General features: G+C 64.0%; 12 protein-coding genes and 4 pseudogenes. 12 read left to right on the forward strand and 4 right to left on the reverse strand.

Annotated features, from left to right (window positions below; translation table 11 throughout):
• The first annotated feature begins 626 nt into the window (after positions 1 to 626).
• Positions 627 to 905, forward strand: a complete 279-nt coding sequence (locus AC0L3D_RS30705) for an HU family DNA-binding protein (protein WP_473482496.1) — start codon at positions 627 to 629, stop codon at positions 903 to 905.
• On the opposite strand, the pseudogene AC0L3D_RS30710 reads toward AC0L3D_RS30705, so the two are convergent.
• From AC0L3D_RS30710 to AC0L3D_RS30725, 4 genes and pseudogenes are all read right to left on the reverse strand, one after another.
• Positions 895 to 1,174, reverse strand: a pseudogene (locus tag AC0L3D_RS30710) (hypothetical protein); the annotation flags it as partial. The gene AC0L3D_RS30705 and the pseudogene AC0L3D_RS30710 overlap by 11 nt on opposite strands.
• Before the next feature lie 34 nt (positions 1,175 to 1,208).
• Positions 1,209 to 1,414 (reverse strand): annotated as a pseudogene (locus AC0L3D_RS30715) (CopG family transcriptional regulator).
• Positions 1,415 to 2,351: 937 nt separating this feature from the next.
• On the reverse strand, positions 2,352 to 4,268 hold the full coding sequence (locus tag AC0L3D_RS30720) for an acyltransferase family protein (protein WP_473482498.1): 1,917 nt from the start codon (positions 4,266 to 4,268) through the stop codon (positions 2,352 to 2,354).
• A 381-nt stretch (positions 4,269 to 4,649) separates the two neighbouring features.
• Positions 4,650 to 5,990 (reverse strand): efflux transporter outer membrane subunit, encoded by a 1,341-nt coding sequence (locus tag AC0L3D_RS30725; protein ID WP_473630037.1) that lies wholly within the window; start codon positions 5,988 to 5,990, stop codon positions 4,650 to 4,652.
• 85 nt (positions 5,991 to 6,075) lie between these two features.
• Between AC0L3D_RS30725 and AC0L3D_RS30730 the strand changes: the two are divergent.
• The 11 genes and pseudogenes from AC0L3D_RS30730 to fni form a co-directional block, all read left to right on the forward strand.
• Positions 6,076 to 7,110: pseudogene (locus AC0L3D_RS30730) on the forward strand (ISL3 family transposase); the annotation flags it as partial.
• Positions 7,111 to 8,028: 918 nt separating this feature from the next.
• Entirely contained in the window at positions 8,029 to 9,096 is a 1,068-nt protein-coding gene (locus AC0L3D_RS30735) for a cytochrome P450 family protein (RefSeq protein WP_473646866.1), read from the forward strand.
• Positions 9,097 to 9,112: 16 nt separating this feature from the next.
• Positions 9,113 to 10,315 (forward strand): cytochrome P450, encoded by a 1,203-nt coding sequence (locus tag AC0L3D_RS30740; protein WP_473646868.1) that lies wholly within the window; start codon positions 9,113 to 9,115, stop codon positions 10,313 to 10,315.
• A gap of 94 nt (positions 10,316 to 10,409) precedes the next feature.
• The gene (locus AC0L3D_RS30745; protein WP_473646869.1) at positions 10,410 to 11,699 is read left to right on the forward strand and encodes a cytochrome P450; all 1,290 of its coding nucleotides are present in this window, start codon (positions 10,410 to 10,412) and stop codon (positions 11,697 to 11,699) included.
• Between the two features lies 1 nt (position 11,700).
• Complete coding sequence (locus AC0L3D_RS30750; RefSeq protein ID WP_473646870.1) at positions 11,701 to 12,009, forward strand: ferredoxin; 309 nt, start codon at positions 11,701 to 11,703, stop codon at positions 12,007 to 12,009.
• A complete protein-coding gene (locus tag AC0L3D_RS30755) occupies positions 11,996 to 12,841 on the forward strand; it encodes an SDR family oxidoreductase (RefSeq protein WP_065010993.1) in 846 nt (281 codons plus the stop codon). The genes AC0L3D_RS30750 and AC0L3D_RS30755 overlap by 14 nt, the downstream gene beginning before the upstream one ends.
• Positions 12,841 to 14,184, forward strand: coding sequence for a cytochrome P450 (locus AC0L3D_RS30760; protein WP_473482510.1), 1,344 nt, complete (start codon positions 12,841 to 12,843; stop codon positions 14,182 to 14,184). Before AC0L3D_RS30755 ends, AC0L3D_RS30760 begins: the two co-directional genes overlap by 1 nt.
• Positions 14,185 to 14,332: 148 nt before the next feature.
• Entirely contained in the window at positions 14,333 to 15,331 is a 999-nt protein-coding gene (locus tag AC0L3D_RS30765; protein WP_473482528.1) for a polyprenyl synthetase family protein, read from the forward strand.
• A gap of 283 nt (positions 15,332 to 15,614) precedes the next feature.
• Positions 15,615 to 17,165 (forward strand): hypothetical protein, encoded by a 1,551-nt coding sequence (locus AC0L3D_RS30770; protein WP_473482512.1) that lies wholly within the window; start codon positions 15,615 to 15,617, stop codon positions 17,163 to 17,165.
• Positions 17,162 to 18,063, forward strand: a pseudogene (locus AC0L3D_RS30775) (terpene synthase family protein). The gene AC0L3D_RS30770 and the pseudogene AC0L3D_RS30775 overlap by 4 nt, the downstream one beginning before the upstream one ends.
• Before the next feature lie 84 nt (positions 18,064 to 18,147).
• Positions 18,148 to 19,194: a type 2 isopentenyl-diphosphate Delta-isomerase gene (gene fni, locus AC0L3D_RS30780; protein ID WP_473482514.1), complete on the forward strand. Its 1,047-nt coding sequence runs from the start codon at positions 18,148 to 18,150 to the stop codon at positions 19,192 to 19,194.
• Positions 19,195 to 19,474: the final 280 nt, after the last annotated feature.

Genomic DNA, 19,474 nt, shown 5'->3' on the forward strand with positions numbered 1-19,474 from the left:
TCGATCACATGTCCAATGCTTCAGGTTCCTCCTTGCAAAATGGCTGGCATCCACACAAGAACTTGACGCACACAACTTAGGAGAACCTGATCCACACCTGTCGCTCTGCTGTATGGGCCGATCACAAGGATCCCAACGGACCTTCTCTTCAACTCCGTGGCGGCCTACGCGAAATCTATCCGGCTATTACACCACGGATCGAGAGCGCTGGCGGCGATGGGTGAAAGCTTGCGGATTACGATCACCGAAAATGGTTCGGCTGAGCGCGGCATGCCATTCAATGCTGCTCACTTCAACTGGGTTGATTGACGTGATGGGCAAATGCCGGCGTCATTGCTGACGAGATCGTCAGACGAGTGACACAGTAAGACCCGAAGCAGGCACGTTGGAGGGAATCTTGGCCGTGGCGGTCTCTGCGGTGATCGGGTCGGGAGCCAGTCCGGCCCGACTGGTCTTTAGCCCGACCCAGTCTGCCAAGCTTCCAAAAACCTTTTCGACGTAGGAACTCAGGCCGACAGCCCAGCTTCCGGGGATTTTTATTTTAACGCGTTGCGCCGCGCGCGGACTACCACCTCGGTGTGTTGTGTGCAAACAGTGGCAGGTAACAAAATAAAGGAGCATATTCCATGACGACGGCAAATGAGATCGCAGAAAAGATTGCAGCCGACAACGGCCTGACGAAGATGCAGGCCAAGAGCATCGTCGACAACGTGTTCAAAGCGATCTCCGATGCGGCGGCGAGCGGTGCCGAGACGAGCCTGCCCGGTTTCGGCAAGTTCAAGGTGAAGGAAACGCCAGAACGCGAGGGCCGCAACCCGTCCACGGGCGCGACGATCAAGATCTCCGCCTCGAAGAAGCTGTCCTTCACGCCGGCTAAAGCCATCAAGGACGCGCTCAACGCCTGATCCTGTACCGGGATGGTGCCCTGATAGATAGGGTCCAGCCGTGGTACGCAGTGGGGATCAGGTGCAATGCAGACTTCCCGCCCTTCACGGCCGCCGCCGACAGCTTGCGGCCAGCTTGAAAGTTGGCCGCAGCGCGCCTTGGCGAGCGTGAGAAGATACGTATCCGTGACCTGTGTCGACGTCAGGATTTTCGCTGCATCGATGTCGCCGGAGCCGACCAGGCTCACATCGTCGGGCCAGAAGCTGTGCCCGTGCAATGCCCGCAACTTTGTGCGATCAGGACATTGACATCGAGCAGGAACGTCAAGGCAGTTCGTCTCGCAAGGCATTTACCGCGTCAAGCGTGACAGGAGGTGCATCCGGCCGAGGCGACAGGAGAGGAATCCCGTTGCGCCGCCGGCTTGAGGCCGGCGCGGCGAGCGCCGGGCGAGATTGGTGATGACCTCGCCAAGGCTGCGATCCTGCTGCCGGGCGATGGCCTCGGCCGCGACCAGGACGTCGTCATCGATAGCCTCATATCGCGCTAACCGTTAATGCGCCACCTGAACGGCGCTATTGACCGCTTGCCGTGCATCATGCCAACGACACGATTTACGGGCTTGCCGCTATTTCTACGCTTCCAACCTGAAGCGTGTCTGGCGTGTGGCGCCACCTCGTTGACGGGCAGCCCCAACACGTCGGCGACATATCCGAGCGCTAGCATATCACCCTCCATTCGATTGCATCTAATTTGAATCCGAACTTCGATATTTTCAAATTAAATGCCAATCCTGGTCTAAACGACCGCATTCTCCAGTTAACTGTCAAGAGATATATAATTGATCAAAGACATTTTCTGATTGAGTGAGTACATATTATATTACTGTATTAATAGTATGTAGCAAAGATATAAATCGTCATAATTATTTATGAATTGATTGTTAAAAAGTATGCAAAGCAGGTAACCACTTTCTGATTCTTATCCTGACAATGGAATGGGACAACAGAAGCAGGCGCGATCTCATCTGCGTGGCATGAGACGATGGGCGAGAGATGATGACACTGAAGGAGCCGGGGGAGCTTACGGTGTCAATTTCTACGTCTGCGCCTATGTCTGATGACAGAGGTTTCCATGTTCTTGAGGCGGCTCCGAACCGGCTGGACCGACGATGACGTCGGCACCGTCGACATGATCCGGCAGACCGGCAAGTCCAAGAGCTGCATATGGGGTTGGCAGAGCGCCCCAATTCCTCAATGCGGGTAACAATCCGCTGCATTGCGGCCGGATCTCCGGAACGGATCGGCTCATCATCAGCGCCGTGCGGGAACGCGTTCCGCTTGGCAGCCTTGCGGGCCGTCGCCTCGTGCGCTTTCAGGTCGGCGCGGCGGGCGTCCGAAATCCTCATGCGCTTTTCATTGCGAGCCACGCGAAAGTGCTCGCGGTTTACTCCGCCTAAAAAATTCGCTCTAACGAGCAGCCCTGATCAGCCTCTCAGCAAGTCTTGTCTTTCGAGCGATGATTTCTGATCCTTCATAGGAAAGATGGCCGCTGTCCCGGTAGAGGAATTTGCCATCGATCTCGGTTCTGCATTTTGTGTCGTCGCAGAGAAAGTCGTGGTAAGAGACAACCTCTACGTCAGCTTTCACAGCCACATGGTTCAAGAGCTCAAGAGTGCGGGATCGCATCCGGCGGTAATCGGTGACATAAATTTCACAATCACTGTGCCGCCCGAGCATAAGATTTCCCCTCACCTTTCGCTCAAGGCAATCGCCGATATCGAAGCCTGCGACTGGCGGGGGAGCAACTACGACCACTCGCCTGCCCAAAGCGCGAACGGCGTCGACGAGGGACTTGATACCCTCAACGGCTCCATCTACCGAAGTTTCAACTTCCGTGAATGTCCCGTCACGCCTCTTAAGCAGCATGAAGTCTTTTGAATCAGGGGCGTCAAATGGGCTCGAAATGACAACGGTCCTTATCCCCGGCCGATTTTTCAGGATACCCAAAACACTGTCATTGAAGCGAATACAGTCCTCGGCGAAGGAGGGAGACGCTGCGCGCTTGGAGAAGGCAGCAACGCCGATGGCGGGGAAGCACCCGCTCATTGTGAGCTGAGCCAGGCCGGCCTCTCCGATCGTTTTGGCCAAGCCGGGAACCAGTGCCATGGCAAATGAATCGCCCCAAACCAGCAATTCGGGCCTGCCCGTCGTCTGACAGGCCTCGGGAATGCCCTGGGGAGGCGATCCAGATGTGAGATCACATGCCCTTCCCAGGCCGTAATTGATCGGTCGGCTCTCGGAAAAGCCAACCCTACTTTCGGCTGCGCCAATGTCGACTGACCGTGCGAAGCCGAGAAGAACCGTTGCGGCAACGAGTCCTGAGGCCATCCGTCCACGAGATGCGACGAATCCCTGCCGGAACGGCTTTTCCACGAGCCGGTGAAGAACTAAGCTGGCTACAACTGAGAAGGCAACTGCCGCATAGATCGCAAGCGCGGGAGGCTCTGCCAGCCAAGCAGCCCGCACATATACAAGCACCGGCCAATGGACCAGATAGAGCGAGTACGAGATATCCCCGATCCTTGCCATGCTTCGAACCGCCACATTATCCCTGCTGGGCGACAGCAGGAGGATCAGGGTTGCCAAGCAAACCAAAGCGGCATCCACGATCGGGTTCTGCGAACTAAGTCCAATGGGAATAAGGAGGATAAGCACGAGCGCCGGGAGGCGCAGCGCCGCAAACTTGGCCGCCACGCGAGCGCTTGCGGGAAGCAATGCCCCGAGCGAACCAATCGCTATTTCCCAAAAGCGGGTCGGCAAAAGATAAAATGCGGCGTATGGGTGACGAATGGCCACGTAGAGACACAGTGCCAGGCTGGCAATCAGGAGCAAACTAACCGCTGTGAGCCGCCATCTCTTGGGAGCCAAGGCCAAGAAAGCAGGAAGCAGCAGATAACACTGTTCTTCGACAGCGAGCGACCAGAAATGCAGGAGAGGCTTCGTTTCGGCGGATTCGCCGAAATAGTCCGCCTGAGACCAGAGAACGATGTTGCCGGTGAATGTGAGCGCCCCGAGGACCTGACTTCGGAAGTCCCGCAGGCCCACATCCGACAGGAAAAAGGGTGCAGCGACCGTCGTGAGCGCAATGACCACATAGGCCGCGGGCAACAGGCGCTTCGCACGACGATAATAGAATTCCCAATAGCTGAACCGTGACTGCTCAAGCTGGGTCGCGATGAGGCCGGTGATCAGAAAGCCCGAAATTACGAAGAAAATATCAACGCCGAGATAACCAAACGGCGCGATTTGGGTATGATAAAGGACAACCAGCAGGACAGATAGACCCCGCAAGGCCTGGACATCGGCTCGAAAGTCTCGCGGCATAGAAGACCTGATGAAATTCCCGGTTTAATTGGATGAACTGAGGCCTCGCACCAACGATGTGAAAATGGTGCCCTTCTAGAATCATCCGCTGGATCGAATCCGGCCGATCTGCCGCACTCGCCCATAATATAACTAAGAAAGTTGCCGGCAGCAGGTGTCGGCGTACTTGCTTCGGTCAATTGCTGTTCTTCTAATGGAGCATGCCCGCTAATTCGTAAAATCGATTATTTGAATGCCATACATCAAGGCTGTGGATCTGTTGCACACGCTCTGACGGCATTCGGCGAGGTTGCCGACTGCTTGCCGTCACCGTAAGTTTTTGCCCTCCCACAAAACGTCGAGCCAAAGGCGCCCGCCACGCGCGTTCGCCATAAGGCTTCATCACGCTGCATCTGGCTTCCAGTTCGAATGCACGGCTTTGAAGTAGGCGCGGTAGTTGCGCGCCGCGACACTGGCGTCGCCGATCTGCCGTCGCGTACTGTCGATCCGCACGAGTGCGGTCTCGACTTCGGCGACCGCGTCCAGCACACCTGATTTGTAGGCGGCCACCGCCACCTTATATGCGGCTGCCGCGCTGCCCACTGCCGCCCGGCGCGAGCCACCGTCAAAAAGCGGGATCGAGACGGCCGGGCCGAAGGACCAGGGCAGAGAGGTTCCCATCAGCGATGAACTGTCGATCTTGACCGAGCCGCCGAGGCTGAGGCTCGGATAGAGATCGGCTTTTGCCGCGCCGATCTCGGCGAGCGATGCAGCGACCTCGAGTTCAAGGGCGTCGATGTCGGGGCGCTGCCGTAAGGCGTCGGCAGGCACGTCGGACAGCTTGAGGGTCCTTGGCGTGGGTAACCCGTGCTTGCCCATCGCCAGAATATCGCGGACGTGAGGCTCGTCACCGCCGATAAGGCGGGCGAGAGATTTGACGAGAACCTCGCACTCGGCACGCTGCGCGGTCCGTGTCGAGGCCGAGGTAGCAGCACTCGCCCGCCCTAGCGCAAGGTCGGCGCTCGACGTAAGGCCAGAGGTTGTGGCCATTTCCATTGCCCGGATCGTCTTGCGCTGCGAGGCGAGTTCGGTGGTATAAACTTGCTCCAGCTGCCGGCAGGCACGGTATTGCACATAATAGTCCGCCACCTCGGCCGCGAGCGAGACGCGCGCATCGTGCCAATCGGCGATCCGTTTGTGGACCCGAAGCCGCGCTGCCTCGCTCTTACGCCGTGTCTTGCCGAACAGATCGATTCCCCAAGAAGCGTCGAGGCTGCCGCTCACCGTCGTAACGGCAGCAACTTGGTTGGCTTTGTTGCCGCGGGCGAGCGATCCCGAGCCGCCAAGCCCCGGAAAAAGGCTCGCCTGCGTAGATGCCAGCGTGGCGCGCCCCCTCTCGATCTCTGCAACGGCGGACTCGAGACTGGGGCTTTCCGCCTGCGCAGATGCAATGAGGGCCGTCAGCGATGGATCGGAAAACGTGGACCACCAGGACACGAGATCGCCGGTCCGGCCGCCATGCGGAAAGGTCGCGTGCCAGGCATTCGCGATCTTCAAATCAGGTTCCTGAACGCTGGCGACGGTCGTGCAGCCTGACACGATCAGGCACGCTCCAAGACCGCCCATACCGACAATCCTGCGATAGGCCGCCTTCATCGCGGCCTTCGATTGGCAGGCATTACGGCCCGGCGCGAAACAGCCAGCAAGAAAGGCCATCATGGTAATGGCCATTAGTCGATGCATGTCTACCGCCTTGTTCCGGGCCGCCACCCAGCGGAAACATCTAGGTCTCCACCGGCAGCACCGCGTATGGCGATCGTTCTTCGCAATCGCTCCTGGTGTCGCGCTCACTGATGATCACAGTTGGGTTGTTTTCGCTGCCGGACCAGCGATCGGCATTTGCCCGATTGCGGCCGGCGAAGCCGAAGTCGGCATGGCTGGTCCAACCGCAGCCTTCAGGATCTGCCGGTCCAGGGCAAGCCCGTGACGGTGAAGCTCCTGCTGAGCCGCTGGCGATGTGCACATCAGAAATGTGAGCGACAAACGTTCACTGATCGACTCCCGACGGTTGCTTCCCCTTATGCGCGCAGTACGACGAGGGTCGTGGAGATTGTCGGCTTGCTCGGCCATAGCACGGGTGGACGTCCTGGCGAACGCCTCATGCAACGGCTCGGCATGCCGGTCAGTGACGACACCATCCTGCGGCAACTGAAGCGGGATGCCGCGGTTACTCACCGCGCCTCCGAGATTCGGGTGGTTGGCATCGATGACTGGAGCTGGCGGCGAGCGACGCGATACGGCACTATCATGGTTGATCTCGAGCGTCAGTCGGTCGTCGACATTCTCGATGATCGGAGTGTCGATAGCGCAGCCAGGTGGCTGCGGATCATCCCTCCGTCGAGGTCGTCAGCCGAGACCGCTGCGGCCTGTATACGCAGGCCGTCCGTGAAGGCGCACCGCAGGCTCACCAGGTGGCCGACCGGTTTCATCTGGTCCAGAATCTTCGTACGGCAATCGAGGAACAGATCAGCCTTAGTGGACGTGCTTCAGGAAGATCCATCCTGTCCGAGGACGCTATTGTCGACGCTGCGACACATCGCCGGCGCGCGCGTCTCGCGCATAGGCAGTCTCGCCAGGAGATATTCGAGATGCTCCACGCCTTACGCCAGGAGGGTCTATCCTACAGCGCGATCGCCCGACGGACCGGCTATGAGCGTCGCAGCGTAGCGAAGTGGCTCAAGTTCAAGGCTCCGCCAGATAGGCGGCGAGCAGCATTGAACCCCACATCACCATGGTACTTTGAAACGTTCCTTGCCCAATGCTGGAAGGAAGGGACCGCTGCGGACGGCATCTTTTTTCTGATTGAGTGAGAGACAACTCCATATCGTGTCAATAATTTGAAACAAAGATATAAACTGTCAATTTATGGACGGATTATTTCAAACGCATGAAAAGCAAGTAACCCTTTCTGATTCTGATCCTGACAATGGAATGCGACAACAGAAGCAGGCGCGATCTCATCTGCGTGACATGACACGATAGGCGAGAGATGATGACACTGAAGGAGCCGGGGGAGCTTACGGTGTCAATTTCTCTCTCTGCGCCAATGTCTGATGACAGAAGTCTCCATGTTCTTGAGGTGGCTCCGAACCGGCTGGATCGACGATGGACGTCGGCACCGTCGACATGATCCGGCAGACCGGCAAGTCCAAGAGCTGGATATGGCGTTGGCAGAGCGCTTCGCCGCCGAAGGCTTCAAGGGCTGTTGCGACAAGACGCGGCCCTCGCGTATTGCGGCTCTCGGGCCCGAAGCCCTGCCGAGCGCGGTTCTGATACGCCGTGAGAGGAATTGGATAATGGGCCAGAATTGTGAAATATATTGCGGCATTATGTAATTTTTGAAATCTCAGCAACAAATAAAGTTAACATTCTTTTCACTTGAATTTTGGGGCTTGTTATTCAATTAAATAGGGCGCCCGAACCCAGCAAGATCAAGCGGGTTAGTCGAAATCCAATTTTTCTGGTGCTTGTTGAGGGATGAGACGCTACGCATTTGCGCGAAGCTGCAACTGATTTTGTAGCTGTATTACATAATGGTTCTTTATGGAGTTGTTTGCATGCGCGTAGAAAACGATCATTGCGATGTGATCGGCGTGTCGGTCGCTCCCACGCAACTTAATAGTCTGTCTGCTGCGATTCTGCAGCAGGGGGGATGGCGCGAGTGTCGCTGCCAGGCAATGTGGTGACCTGGGCGGCAGGCCGTCACCAGACGCTCAGGCGGATGTTTTCCGACCAGCGTTTCAACAGGGACTGGCGACAGTGGCGGGCGCTGCAGGACGGCGAGATTCCCGAGGATCATCCGCTGATCGGGATGTGCAAAGTGGACAACATGGTCACGGCGCATGGCGCCGATCACCGGCGCTTGCGCGGCCTGCTGTCCAGGAGCTTCGCGCCCAGTCGTATCGCCTTGCTGGCGCCACGGATCGAACAATGCGTCGATCGACTCCTGGCCGAGATGGCGCAGCGCGGCGGCAGTGCCGATCTGATGTGCGAGTTCGCCGTTCCGCTGCCCACCAACGTGATCGCCGAACTGTTCGGTTTGCCGGACGAACAGCGCGAGGAGATCGTCGCGCTCACCTACAGCCGGGCCAACACCTCCGCCACAGCCGCAGAGGTGCGACAGACGCGGCAGCGCATCCCGGAGTTCTTCCGTCGCCTGATCGCGCTTAAGCGAGGCCAGCTCGGCGACGATCTGGCTTCGGCCCTGATCGTCGCGCGCGACAACGGCGAGCTCGTTTCCGACAGCGAGCTCATCGACATGCTGTTCATGGTGCTCTCTGCGGGCTTCGTGACCACCACCGGCGTCATCGGCAATGGCGTGCTGGCATTGCTGACGCATCCGCAGCAACTGCACCTGGTGCGCAGCGGCCAAGTTCCGTGGTCACAGGCGATCGAGGAGATCCTGCGCTGGGGCAGCGCAGTGGCCAATCTGCCGTTCCGCTATGCCACCCAGGACGTGGAGATCGACGGATGCATGGTCCGCCGCGGCGACGCCGTCCTGATGGCGTTCCATGCGGCGAACCGGGACGAAAATGCCTTCGGTCCCGGCGCCGACAGGTTCGATGTCACCAGGCGGCACAACCCGCACCTGTCGTTCGGCGAGGGGCCGCATTCCTGCCTGGGCGCTGAGCTGGCGCGTCTGGAATTGCGCTGCGCCTTCCCCGCGCTGTTCGGGCGGCTGGAGGATCTGGCGCTGAGCATCGCCGCGGAGGACGTCGTCTACATGCCGTCTTACGTCATTCGCTGCCCGCAGCGCCTGCCGGTCACCTTCCGCCCGACCATCGCTTAGAGAGTGAAGTGCCACCATGTCCGAACAACCCTTGCCGACGCTGCCGATGTGGCGCGTCGATCACATCGAGCCCTCGCCCGAGATGTTGGCGCTATGCGCCAATGGTCCGATCCACCGCGTGCGGTTCCCGTCCGGGCACGAAGGCTGGTGGGTGACAGGCTACGACGAGGCCAAGGCGGTGCTGTCCGACGCGGCATTCCGGCCCGCGGGAATGCCGCCGGCGGCATTCACCCCGGATTCGGTGATTCTCGGTTCGCCGGGGTGGCTGGTCTCGCACGAGGGGGGCGAGCATGCCCGGTTACGCACGATCGTGGCGCCGGTCTTCAAAAACCGCAGGGTGAAGCTGCTCGCGCAGCAGGTCGAGGCGATCGCCGCGCAGTTGTTCGAGACGCTGGCGGCCCAGCCCCAGCCCGCCGACCTGCGGCGCCACCTTTCCTTTCCGCTTCCAGCCATGGTCATCAGCGCGCTGATGGGCGTGCTCTACGAGGATCACGCCTTTTTCGCCGGGCTGTCCGACGAGGTGATGACGCACCAGCATGAAAGCGGCCCGCGCACCGCGTCGCGCCTGGCCTGGGAAGAACTGCGCGCCTACATTCGCGGCAAGATGCGGGCCAAGCGCCAGGATCCGGGCGACAACCTGCTGACGGATCTGCTCGCAGCGGTCGACCAAGGCAAGGCAACCGAGGAAGAGGCGATCGGCCTGGCGGCGGGCATACTGGTGGCGGGGCACGAGAGCACTGTCGCGCAGATCGAATTCGGCCTGCTGGCCATGTTCCGCCATCCGCAACAGCGCGAACGCCTGGTCGGCGAACCGTCCCTGGTGGACAAGGCGGTGGAGGAAATCCTGCGCATGTACCCGCCGGGCGCGGGCTGGGACGGCATCATGCGCTATCCGAGGACCGACGTGACCATCGCGGGCGTACATATTCCCGCGGAGAGCAAGGTGCTGGTCGGCCTGCCGGCGACGTCGTTCGATCCGCGCCATTTCGACGACCCGGAAATCTTCGACATCGGACGCGACGAAAACCCGCACCTGGCGTTCTCCTACGGGCCGCATAACTGTATCGGCGCGGCGCTGGCCAGGCTGGAACTCAAGGTGGTGTTCGGTTCGATCTTCCAGCGCTTTCCCGCGCTACGCCTAGCCGTGTCGCCCGAAGAACTGAAGTTGCGCAAGGAGATCATCACTGGCGGGTTCGAGGAGCTCCCGGTGCTCTGGTGACGCGCGGACGCCGCCGGGATCGGGATCTTCTCCGCAATTTGCCGGCGCGCCTGGGTGCGCACCGGTCAGATCAGCCAGCCAACAGGTAACCAGGATGGACGTGCAAGAAACCAAAGCAGCATGCCGGGACGCCTTCGCCGAACTGGCGTCGCCAGCGTGCATCCACGACCCGTATCCGTTCATGCGGTGGTTGCGCGAGCACGATCCGGTGCATCGCGCTGCGTCGGGCCTCTTTCTGTTGAGCCGCCACGTCGACATTTACTGGGCGCTGAAGGCGACGGGCGATGCGTTTCGGGGACCGGCGCCGGGCGAACTGGCGCGCTATTTCCCGCGTGCGGCGACCAGCCTGTCGCTCAATCTGCTGGCGTCCACGCTAGCGATGAAGGACCCCCCGACGCATACGCGTCTGCGCCGGCTGATCTCGCGCGATTTCACCATGCGCCAGATGGACGACCTGCGGCCGAGCATCGCGCGCATCGCCGCAGCGCGCCTGGACGGCATGGCGCCCGCGCTGGAGCGCGGGGAGGCGGTGGACCTGCATCGGGAATTCGCGCTGGCCTTGCCCATGCTGGTCTTCGCCGAACTGTTCGGCATGCCCCAGGATGACATGTTCGGGCTCGCCGCCGGCATCGGCCCCATTCTGGAAGGCCTGAGCCCGCACGCCAGCGATCCCCAGCTCGCCGCGGCGGACGCGGCCAGCGACAAGGTGCAGGCCTACTTCGGCGACCTCATACAGCGCAAGCGCACCGACCCCCACCACGATATCGTGTCGATGCTGGTCGGCGCACACGACGACGATGCCGACACGCTGTCGGATGCGGAGTTGATCAGCATGTTGTGGGGCATGCTGCTGGGCGGCTTCGCCACCACTGCTGCGACCATCGACCATGCGGTCCTGGCGATGCTGGCGTATCCCGAACAGCGGCACTGGCTGCAGGGAGACGCCGTGGGGGTGAAGGCATTCGTGGAAGAAGTCCTGCGCTGCGACGCGCCCGCCATGTTCAGCTCCATTCCGCGGATCGCCCAGCGCGACATCGAACTGGGCGGCGTGGTGATTCCGAAGAACGCGGACGTGCGCGTGCTGATCGCGGCAGGCAATCGCGACCCGGATGCCTTCGCCGATCCCGACCGCTTCGAACCCGTGCGGTTCTATGGCACCAGTCCTGGCATGTCGAGCGACGGGAAGATCATGCTGAGCTTCGGTCACGGCATCCACTTCTGCCTCGGTGCGCAACTGGCCCGGGTGCAGTTGGCCGAGAGCCTGCCGCGGATCGAGGCGCGCTTCCCCACGCTGGCATTGGCCGAGCAGCCGACCCGGGAGCCCTCCGCGTTCCTTAGGACGTTCCGCGCGCTGCCGGTGCGGCTGCATGCGCAGGGGGGCTGAGATGCGCGTCGTGGTCGACCAGGATCTGTGCGGAACCACCGGGCAGTGCGTGCTGACGCTGCCGGGGACCTTTCGCCAGCGCGAACCGGACGGCGTGGCTGAAGTGTGCATGGTGACGGTCCCGCAGGCGCTGCACGCCGCCGTGCGGCTCGCGGCCCGCCAGTGCCCGGTCGCCGCCATTCGGGTCATCGAAAGCGACTCTGGCGATGGCGAGCGCGCCAGCGCCAACCCTGCGCCTTCTCCGGCGGAGGCCTATCGGCATGCCGCGAAAGACCAACGCGATCCAGGAGGACACGATGGGACGGTTTGAAGGCAAGGTGGCCGTGGTGACCGGCGCCGGCGCCGGCATCGGCAAGGCGTGCGCCCTCGCCCTCGCGCGCGAGGGCGGCAGAGTCGTGGTGGCCGACATTGATGGCTCGGCGGCCATCGCCTGCACCGCGCAGATCGCGGCCGAAGCCGGCCACGCGCTGGCCCTGGCCATGGACATTGCCGATGCGCAGGCGGTGGCAGCGCTGTTCGAGACGGCGGAGCGGCACTTCGGTGGGGTCGACCTGCTGGTGAACAACGCGAGCGCCATGCATCTGACCCCGCGCGACCACGCGATCCTCGACCTGGACCTGGCGGTCTGGGATCAGATCATGGCGACCAATCTGCGCGGCACGCTGCTCTGCTGCCGGCAGGCCATCCCACGGATGATCGCCCGCGGCGGTGGCGCCATCGTCAACATGTCGTCGTGCCAGGGGCTCAGCGGTGACACCGCGCAGACGTCCTACGCCGCGTCGAAGGCGGCGATGAACATGCTGTCGGCCTCGCTCGCCACCCAGTACGGTCACGCGCAGATCCGCTGCAACGCGGTTGCGCCGGGTCTCATCATGACCGAGCGTCTCCTCGCCAAGCTGGACGAGTGCATGCAACGGCATCTGCGCCGGCACCAGCTCCTGCCGCGCGTCGGCCGCCCCGAGGACGTGGCCGCGCTGGTGGCTTTCCTGCTCTCCGACGATGCTGCGTTCATCACTGGCCAGGTCGTGTGCATCGACGGCGGCATGCTGGCGCATGTGCCGACATACGCCGACGGTGGCAACAGCCGCGCCGCGCGGCCTGCCGGCGACATCGCCGAAGCGGCCGCGGCGCCGCGCTGCTGATGGACATGCTGCTCAACCCGCTGGACCGTCGGCACCGGCTGCGGTACGACATCCCGGTCGTGCCCGGCGCTTTCCCCCTCGTCGGGCATCTTCCCGCCATCGTCTGCGACCTGCCGCGCCTGCTGCGGCGCGCGGAACGGACGCTGGGCAGCCACTTCTGGCTGGATTTCGGCCCTGCCGGCCACCTGATGACCTGCACGGATCTGGATGCGTTCGCACTGCTCCGGCACAAGGACGTGTCCTCGGCGCTGATGGAAGAGATCGCGCCCGAATTGCTTCGCGGAACGTTGGTCGCCCAGGACGGCGGCGCGCACCGGCAGGCGCGTGATGCGATCAAGGCGGCGTTCCTGCCCAAGGGGCTGACCCAGGCCGGCATCGGCGACCTGTTCGCGCCCATCATCCTGGCGCGGGTGCAGGCGTGGCGCGACCGCGGCGACGTAACCATCCTGCGCGAAACCGGCGATCTGACGCTCAAGCTCATCTTCAGCCTCATGGGAATCCCCGCGAACGACCTGCCGGGATGGCATCGCAAGTACCGGCAACTGCTGCAGTTGATCGTCGCGCCCCCGATCGACCTGCCCGGACTGCCCTTGCGGCGCGGCCGCGCAGCCCGCGACTGGATCGACGCGCAGTTGCGCCAGTTCGTCCGGGACGCGCGCGCGCATGCCGCGCGAACCGGGTTGATCAACGACATGGTGAGCGCCTTCGATCGCAGCGATGATGCGCTCTCCGATGACGTCCTGGTCGCCAATATCCGCTTGCTGCTGCTTGGCGGTCACGACACCACCGCCTCGACGATGGCCTGGATGGTGATCGAGCTGGCGCGGCAGCCTGTGCTGTGGGACGCCCTGGTCGAGGAGGCGCAACGCGTGGGCGCGGTGCCGACCCGGCACGCGGACCTGGCGCAGTGTCCGGTCGCCGAGGCGCTGTTCCGCGAAACGCTACGCGTGCATCCGGCGACCACGGTCCTGCCCCGTCGCGCGCTGCAGGAATTGCAGCTCGGCCAACGGCGCATTCCCGCGGGCACCCATCTGTGCATCCCGCTGCTGCATTTCTCGACCTCGGCGCTGCTGCACGAGGCGCCTGATCAGTTCCGCCTGGCGCGGTGGCTGCAACGCACGGAGCCGATCCGGCCGGTGGACATGCTGCAGTTCGGTACCGGCCCACACGTCTGCATCGGCTACCACCTGGTATGGCTGGAACTGGTGCAGTTCTCCGTCGCCTTGGCGCTGACCATGCACAAGGCTGGGGTGCGGCCGCGGTTGCTGAGCGGCGTCGAAAAGGGCCGGCGCTATTACCCGACCGCACATCCTTCCATGACAATCCGCATCGGATTCTCATGAGCTGGAATCGCACGCCCCGTGTGGCGAGGCAGCGGCGCCGGCGACGCCCGGCATTGCTGCCTCGGCGCGCGCGCTCGGTGCGACACCGGCAACACCGCGGCGGCTCGGCGCTCGCCGTGGCCGTGTCAGGTACAAGGACATGAACAACATGCAGACCGGTTCCACGCTACACGACGACCGAACTGGCGTTTCCGCGCTCGGCGGATTGGGCGCGCAGGCGCGCGGCGCGTCCGGCAGGCTGCTGCCGGAGATCTGGATGCAGGACGGTGCAAAGCGGGTCGATCAGGCGCTGGCGCGTCTTCTCTGCGCCGAAGACGACGGTGAGACCGAACTGATGACGGCGATGCGCTATGCCACCTTGCATGGCGGAAAGCGCACCCGCGCCTTGCTCTGTCTGGCTGCCGGCGCACTGGCCGACACGCCGGCGCACATGCTCGACGACGTCGGCGCCGCCATCGAGATGATGCACGCCTGTACCCTGGTCCACGACGACCTGCCCGCGATGGACGACGACGTGCTTCGCCGCGGCCTTCCGACCGTGCACGTCAAGTTCGGCGAAGCCACTGCGATCCTGGTCGGCGATGCGTTGCAGGCGCACGCCTTCCTGACCCTGGCGAGCCTGGATGCGCCGGGCCACAACCGTATCGCGCTCGTGCGCGAACTGGCGCAGGCGGTGTCCGCCGAGGGTGCCGCAGGCGGGCAGGCCATGGATCTGTCGCTGGTCGGAAAGCACGTCGAGCTGGACAGGATCGTGGCGATGCACCGGATGAAGAGCGGAGCGCTAGTGCGCGCGTCCGTTCGCATGGGCGCGCTAGGCGCCATCTCGGAGGATGCCGCGCACGCTGCGCTGTACTGTGCGCTCGATCGCTACAGCGCCTGTTTCGGCTTGGCGTTGCAGGTAGTCGACGACATTCTCGACGCGACAGCGGATACCGCGACGCTGGGCAAGACCCCCGGCAAGGACGCGGCGGCGCAGAAGCCGACCTGCGCGTCGATCATGGGGCTGCAGGCAGCGCGCCAGTTCGCGCTGGATCTGTTGCGCGACGCCGGGGAGGCCATCGCCCCGCTGGGGCCGCGTGCGGAACGATTGGCGCAGATGCTGCAGCGGGGCAACGCGTATCTGTTCAAGCACGCGCCCTGCGCATGAGCGCGCGCGTCCGCATGGAGCCGCCCCTGTGCCGCTGCGATCGGCTGGCGGCAGCGGCGCATGCTGCACTGTGTCCGAGTCAGCGGCGCCGATCGCAGCGGTTGCCAAGCACGGCCGCGGCGCACGCGTCGGACCGGCGCCAGCATCGGGGCGCGTCGCCGCGCCGGAGCAGGGCGACCGTCCGGCGCTGCCCGTGCGCCGGGCCGCGACGGGCCTGCGGCGACGTGCCCGGCGTCTGCCCGATCCTGGTTCTCGCCAACCTTCTGCAGAAGGAACATCCCGCTTGAACGCGCTGTCCGAACAGATCCTTTCCGAATTGCGCCACCTGCTGAGCGAGATGAGCGACGGTGGCAGCGTCGGTCCGTCCGTCTACGACACGGCGCGAGCTCTGCAGTTCCACGGCAACGTCACCGGTCGGCAGGACGCATACGCGTGGCTCATCGCGCAGCAACAGGCCGATGGCGGATGGGGAAGCGCGGACTTCCCGCTGTTCCGCCATGCGCCCACGTGGGCGGCGTTGCTGGCATTGCAGCGTGCCGATCCTCTTCCCGGCGCTGCCGACGCAGTCCAGGCTGCAACCCGGTTCCTCGAGCGCCAGCCCGATCCCTACGCGCATGCGGTGCCGGAAGACGCGCCGATCGGCGCGGAGCTGATCCTGCCGCAGTTGTGCGGTGAGGCCGCATCCTTCATGGGCGGCGCGGCGTTTCCGCGCCACCCGGCGCTGTTGCCATTGCGGCAAGCGTGCCTGGTCAAGCTGGGGGCGGCGGCGACGTTGCCGAGCGGCCATCCGTTGCTGCACTCCTGGGAAGCTTGGGGGACGTCGCCGACCACCGCATGCCCGGATGACGACGGCAGCATCGGCATCAGTCCGGCGGCCACCGCCGCGTGGCGTGCGCACGCCGTGACACAGGGGAGCATGCCGCAGGTCGGGCGCGCCGACGCGTATCTGCAGGCGGCATCGCGGGCGACGCGCAGCGGCATCGAAGGTGTCGTGCCCAACGTCTGGCCGATCAATGTGTTCGAGCCATGCTGGTCGCTGTACACCCTGCATCTGGCCGGGCTGTTCGCGCATCCCGCGCTCGCCGAGGCGGTGCGCGTGATCGTCGCGCAGCTCGACGCCCGCCTGGGCGTACGCGGTCTGGGCCCGGCCTTGCACTTCGCGGCCGATGCGGACGACACCGCCGTTGCGTTGTGCGTCCTGCGCCTTGCAGGCCGCGACCCGGCGGTCGATGCGTTGCGCCATTTCGAAATCGGCGAGCTGTTCGTCACCTTCCCCGGCGAGCGCAATGCCTCGGTGTCGACCAACATCCATGCCCTGCATGCGTTGCGACTGTTGGGAAAGCCCGCCGCCGGGACCAGCGCCTACGTCGAGGCCAATCGCAACCCGCACGGTCTATGGGACAACGAGAAATGGCACGTTTCGTGGCTGTATCCCACCGCGCATGCGGTCGCTGCGCTGGCGCAAGGCAACCCCCAGTGGCGCGACGAGCGCGCGCTGGCGGCGCTGCTGCAGGCGCAACGCGACGGCGGCGGCTGGGGCACCGGTCGCGCGTCCACATTCGAGGAAACCGCCTATGCGCTGTTCGCGTTGCACGTGATGGACGGGAGCGAAGAGCCGACAGGGCGCCGGCGCATCGCGCAGGCGGTGGCGCGTGCGCTGGAGTGGATGCTCGCCCGCCATTCCGCGCATGCACTGCCGCAGACGCCGCTGTGGATCGGCAAGGAACTGTATTGCCCCACCCGGGTCGTGCGCGTGGCCGAACTTGCCGGGTTGTTGCTGGCGCTTCGTTGGGGGCGGCGCGTCCTGGCCGAGGGACCAGGAGCGACGCCATGATCCAGACCGAACGCGCGCTGCAGCAGGTGCTGGAGTGGGGGCGTTCCCTGACCGGGTTCGCCGACGAGCATGCCGTGGAAGCGGTCAGGGGCGGCCAGTACATCCTGCAGCGTATCCAACCGAGCCTGCGCGACACCAGCGCCCGCACCGGCCGCGATCCGCAGGACGAAACGCTGATCGTGGCGTTCTATCGCGAACTGGCGCTGCTGTTCTGGCTCGACGATTGCAACGACCTTGGCCTGATCGCGCCGGAGCAGCTCGCCGCGGTGGAGCAGGCGCTGGGGCGGGGCGTACCGTGCGTGCTCCCCGGATTCGAGGGCTGCGCTGTGCTGCGCGCTTCGTTGGCCGCGCTCGCCTACGATCGTCGCGACTATGCTCAGCTTCTCGACGATACCCAGTGCTACTGCGCGGCGCTGCACGCCGGACCCGCGCAGGCGGCAGGGGCGGAACGCTGGTCCTACGCCGAGTACCTGCACAACGGCATCGATTCGATCGCCTACGCGAACGTGTTCTGTTGCCTGTCGTTGCTGTGGGGGCTGGACATGGCGACCTTGCGCGCGCGTCCGGCGTTTCGCCAGGTCCTGCGGCTCATCTCCGCGATAGGGCGCCTGCAGAACGATCTGCATGGACGCGACAAGGACAGGTCGGCCGGCGAGGCCGACAACGCGGCGATCCTGCTGCTGCAGCGCTATCCGGCTATGCCTGTGGTGGAGTTCCTCAACGACGAGCTGGCCGGCCATACGCGCATGCTGCACCGGGTGATGGCGCAAGAACGCTTTCCCGCGCCGTGGGGACGGTTGATTGAGGCCATGGCGGCCATCCGCGCGCAGTACTACCAGACCTCGACCAGCCGCTACCACAGCGACGCTGCGGGGGAGGCCAGCGTGCGCCGGCCTGAACGCGCGGGAGACGGCGGCGTGCGCGCGCTGCCGTCGGTCCGATCCGACGCAACGCCGTCGCCCGATGGGACGATGGAGCGAGCATGAGCGACACCGCCCTGAGCCGGCGCAAGGACGACCATCTGGACATCGTGCTGGATCGGCGAACGGCGCCGGCCACGGTCGCCGGCTGGGAGTACATCCGTTTCGAACACTGCGCATTGCCCGAGTTGGACTTGACGCAGATCGACCTGCGCGCCTCGCTGCTGGGCAAGACCATGCGCGCGCCGCTGCTGATCAGCTCCATGACCGGCGGCATGCCACGCGCCGAGGCCGTCAACCGGCATCTGAGCGAAGCAGCGCAAGCCTTGGGGATCGCCATGTGCGTCGGTTCGCAGCGCGTGAGCCTGCAATCCCGCAACTTCCAGGGGCTGACGCGCGCGCTGCGCCGCCTGGCCCCAGACATTCCCTTGCTGGCCAATATCGGCGCCGCGCAACTGCGCGAGGCCGACGGCCTGGACCTGGCGCGCCGGGCGGTGGATGCGCTGGAGGCCGATGGACTCATCGTCCATCTCAATCCGCTGCAGGAAGCGGTACAGCCGGAGGGCGACCGCGACTGGCGCGGCGTCCTGGCGCAGATCGCTCGCGCCGCGCGCAGCGTGGGCGTGCCGATCGTGGCCAAGGAAGTGGGGGCGGGCCTGTCCGCCTCGGTGGCCTGTGCGCTCGTCGAGGCGGGCGTGGCGGTGATCGATGTCGCCGGCGCCGGCGGCACCAGTTGGGCCGCGGTGGAGGGCGAGCGCGCCCGCGATGCCGCCGACCGTGCAGTGGCGATGGCGTTCGCCGATTGGGGGATTCCGACCCCGGCCAGCGTGCAGGCGGTACGTCGGGCGCTGCCAACGGTGAAGCTGATCGCGTCGGGCGGGATCCGCGACGGCGTCGACGTGGCCAAGGCCATCCACCTGGGCGCGGACATCGCCGGGCAGGCGGCCGGCGTGCTGCGCGCGGCGACGGTGTCCACCGAGGCGGTTGTCGCACATTTCGAGATCGTCATCCGCCAGTTGGCCGTCGCCTGCTTCTGCACCGGCTCGGCTGATCTGGCGGCGCTGCGTCAGGCGCGATTGTTGCCCTCGGCGCATCTGCCCGCCGGTTGATGCCGGCGTCGCCCGCACGTGGCGGCGGGCGCCTAGCACGCTGCTGAAATACCTACGCCAAACATAGACTACTGATCCACCTTGGCGAAGCGGTTCGATGCGCGGGAGCGATGTGTTCATGGAGCAGCTGTTCACGATGAAGCGGTTGGAGGATTTCGTTCCAGCCGATCATCCACTGCGCCCGATCCGGCTGATTTGTCGAAATCCTATTCTCTCTTGAGCCGGTGTCGTAGAAAGCGACCCATACCTAACAGTGCATGTACATTTAACAGAAGCGCTG

Source organism: Mesorhizobium sp. WSM4837, assembly GCF_055811435.1.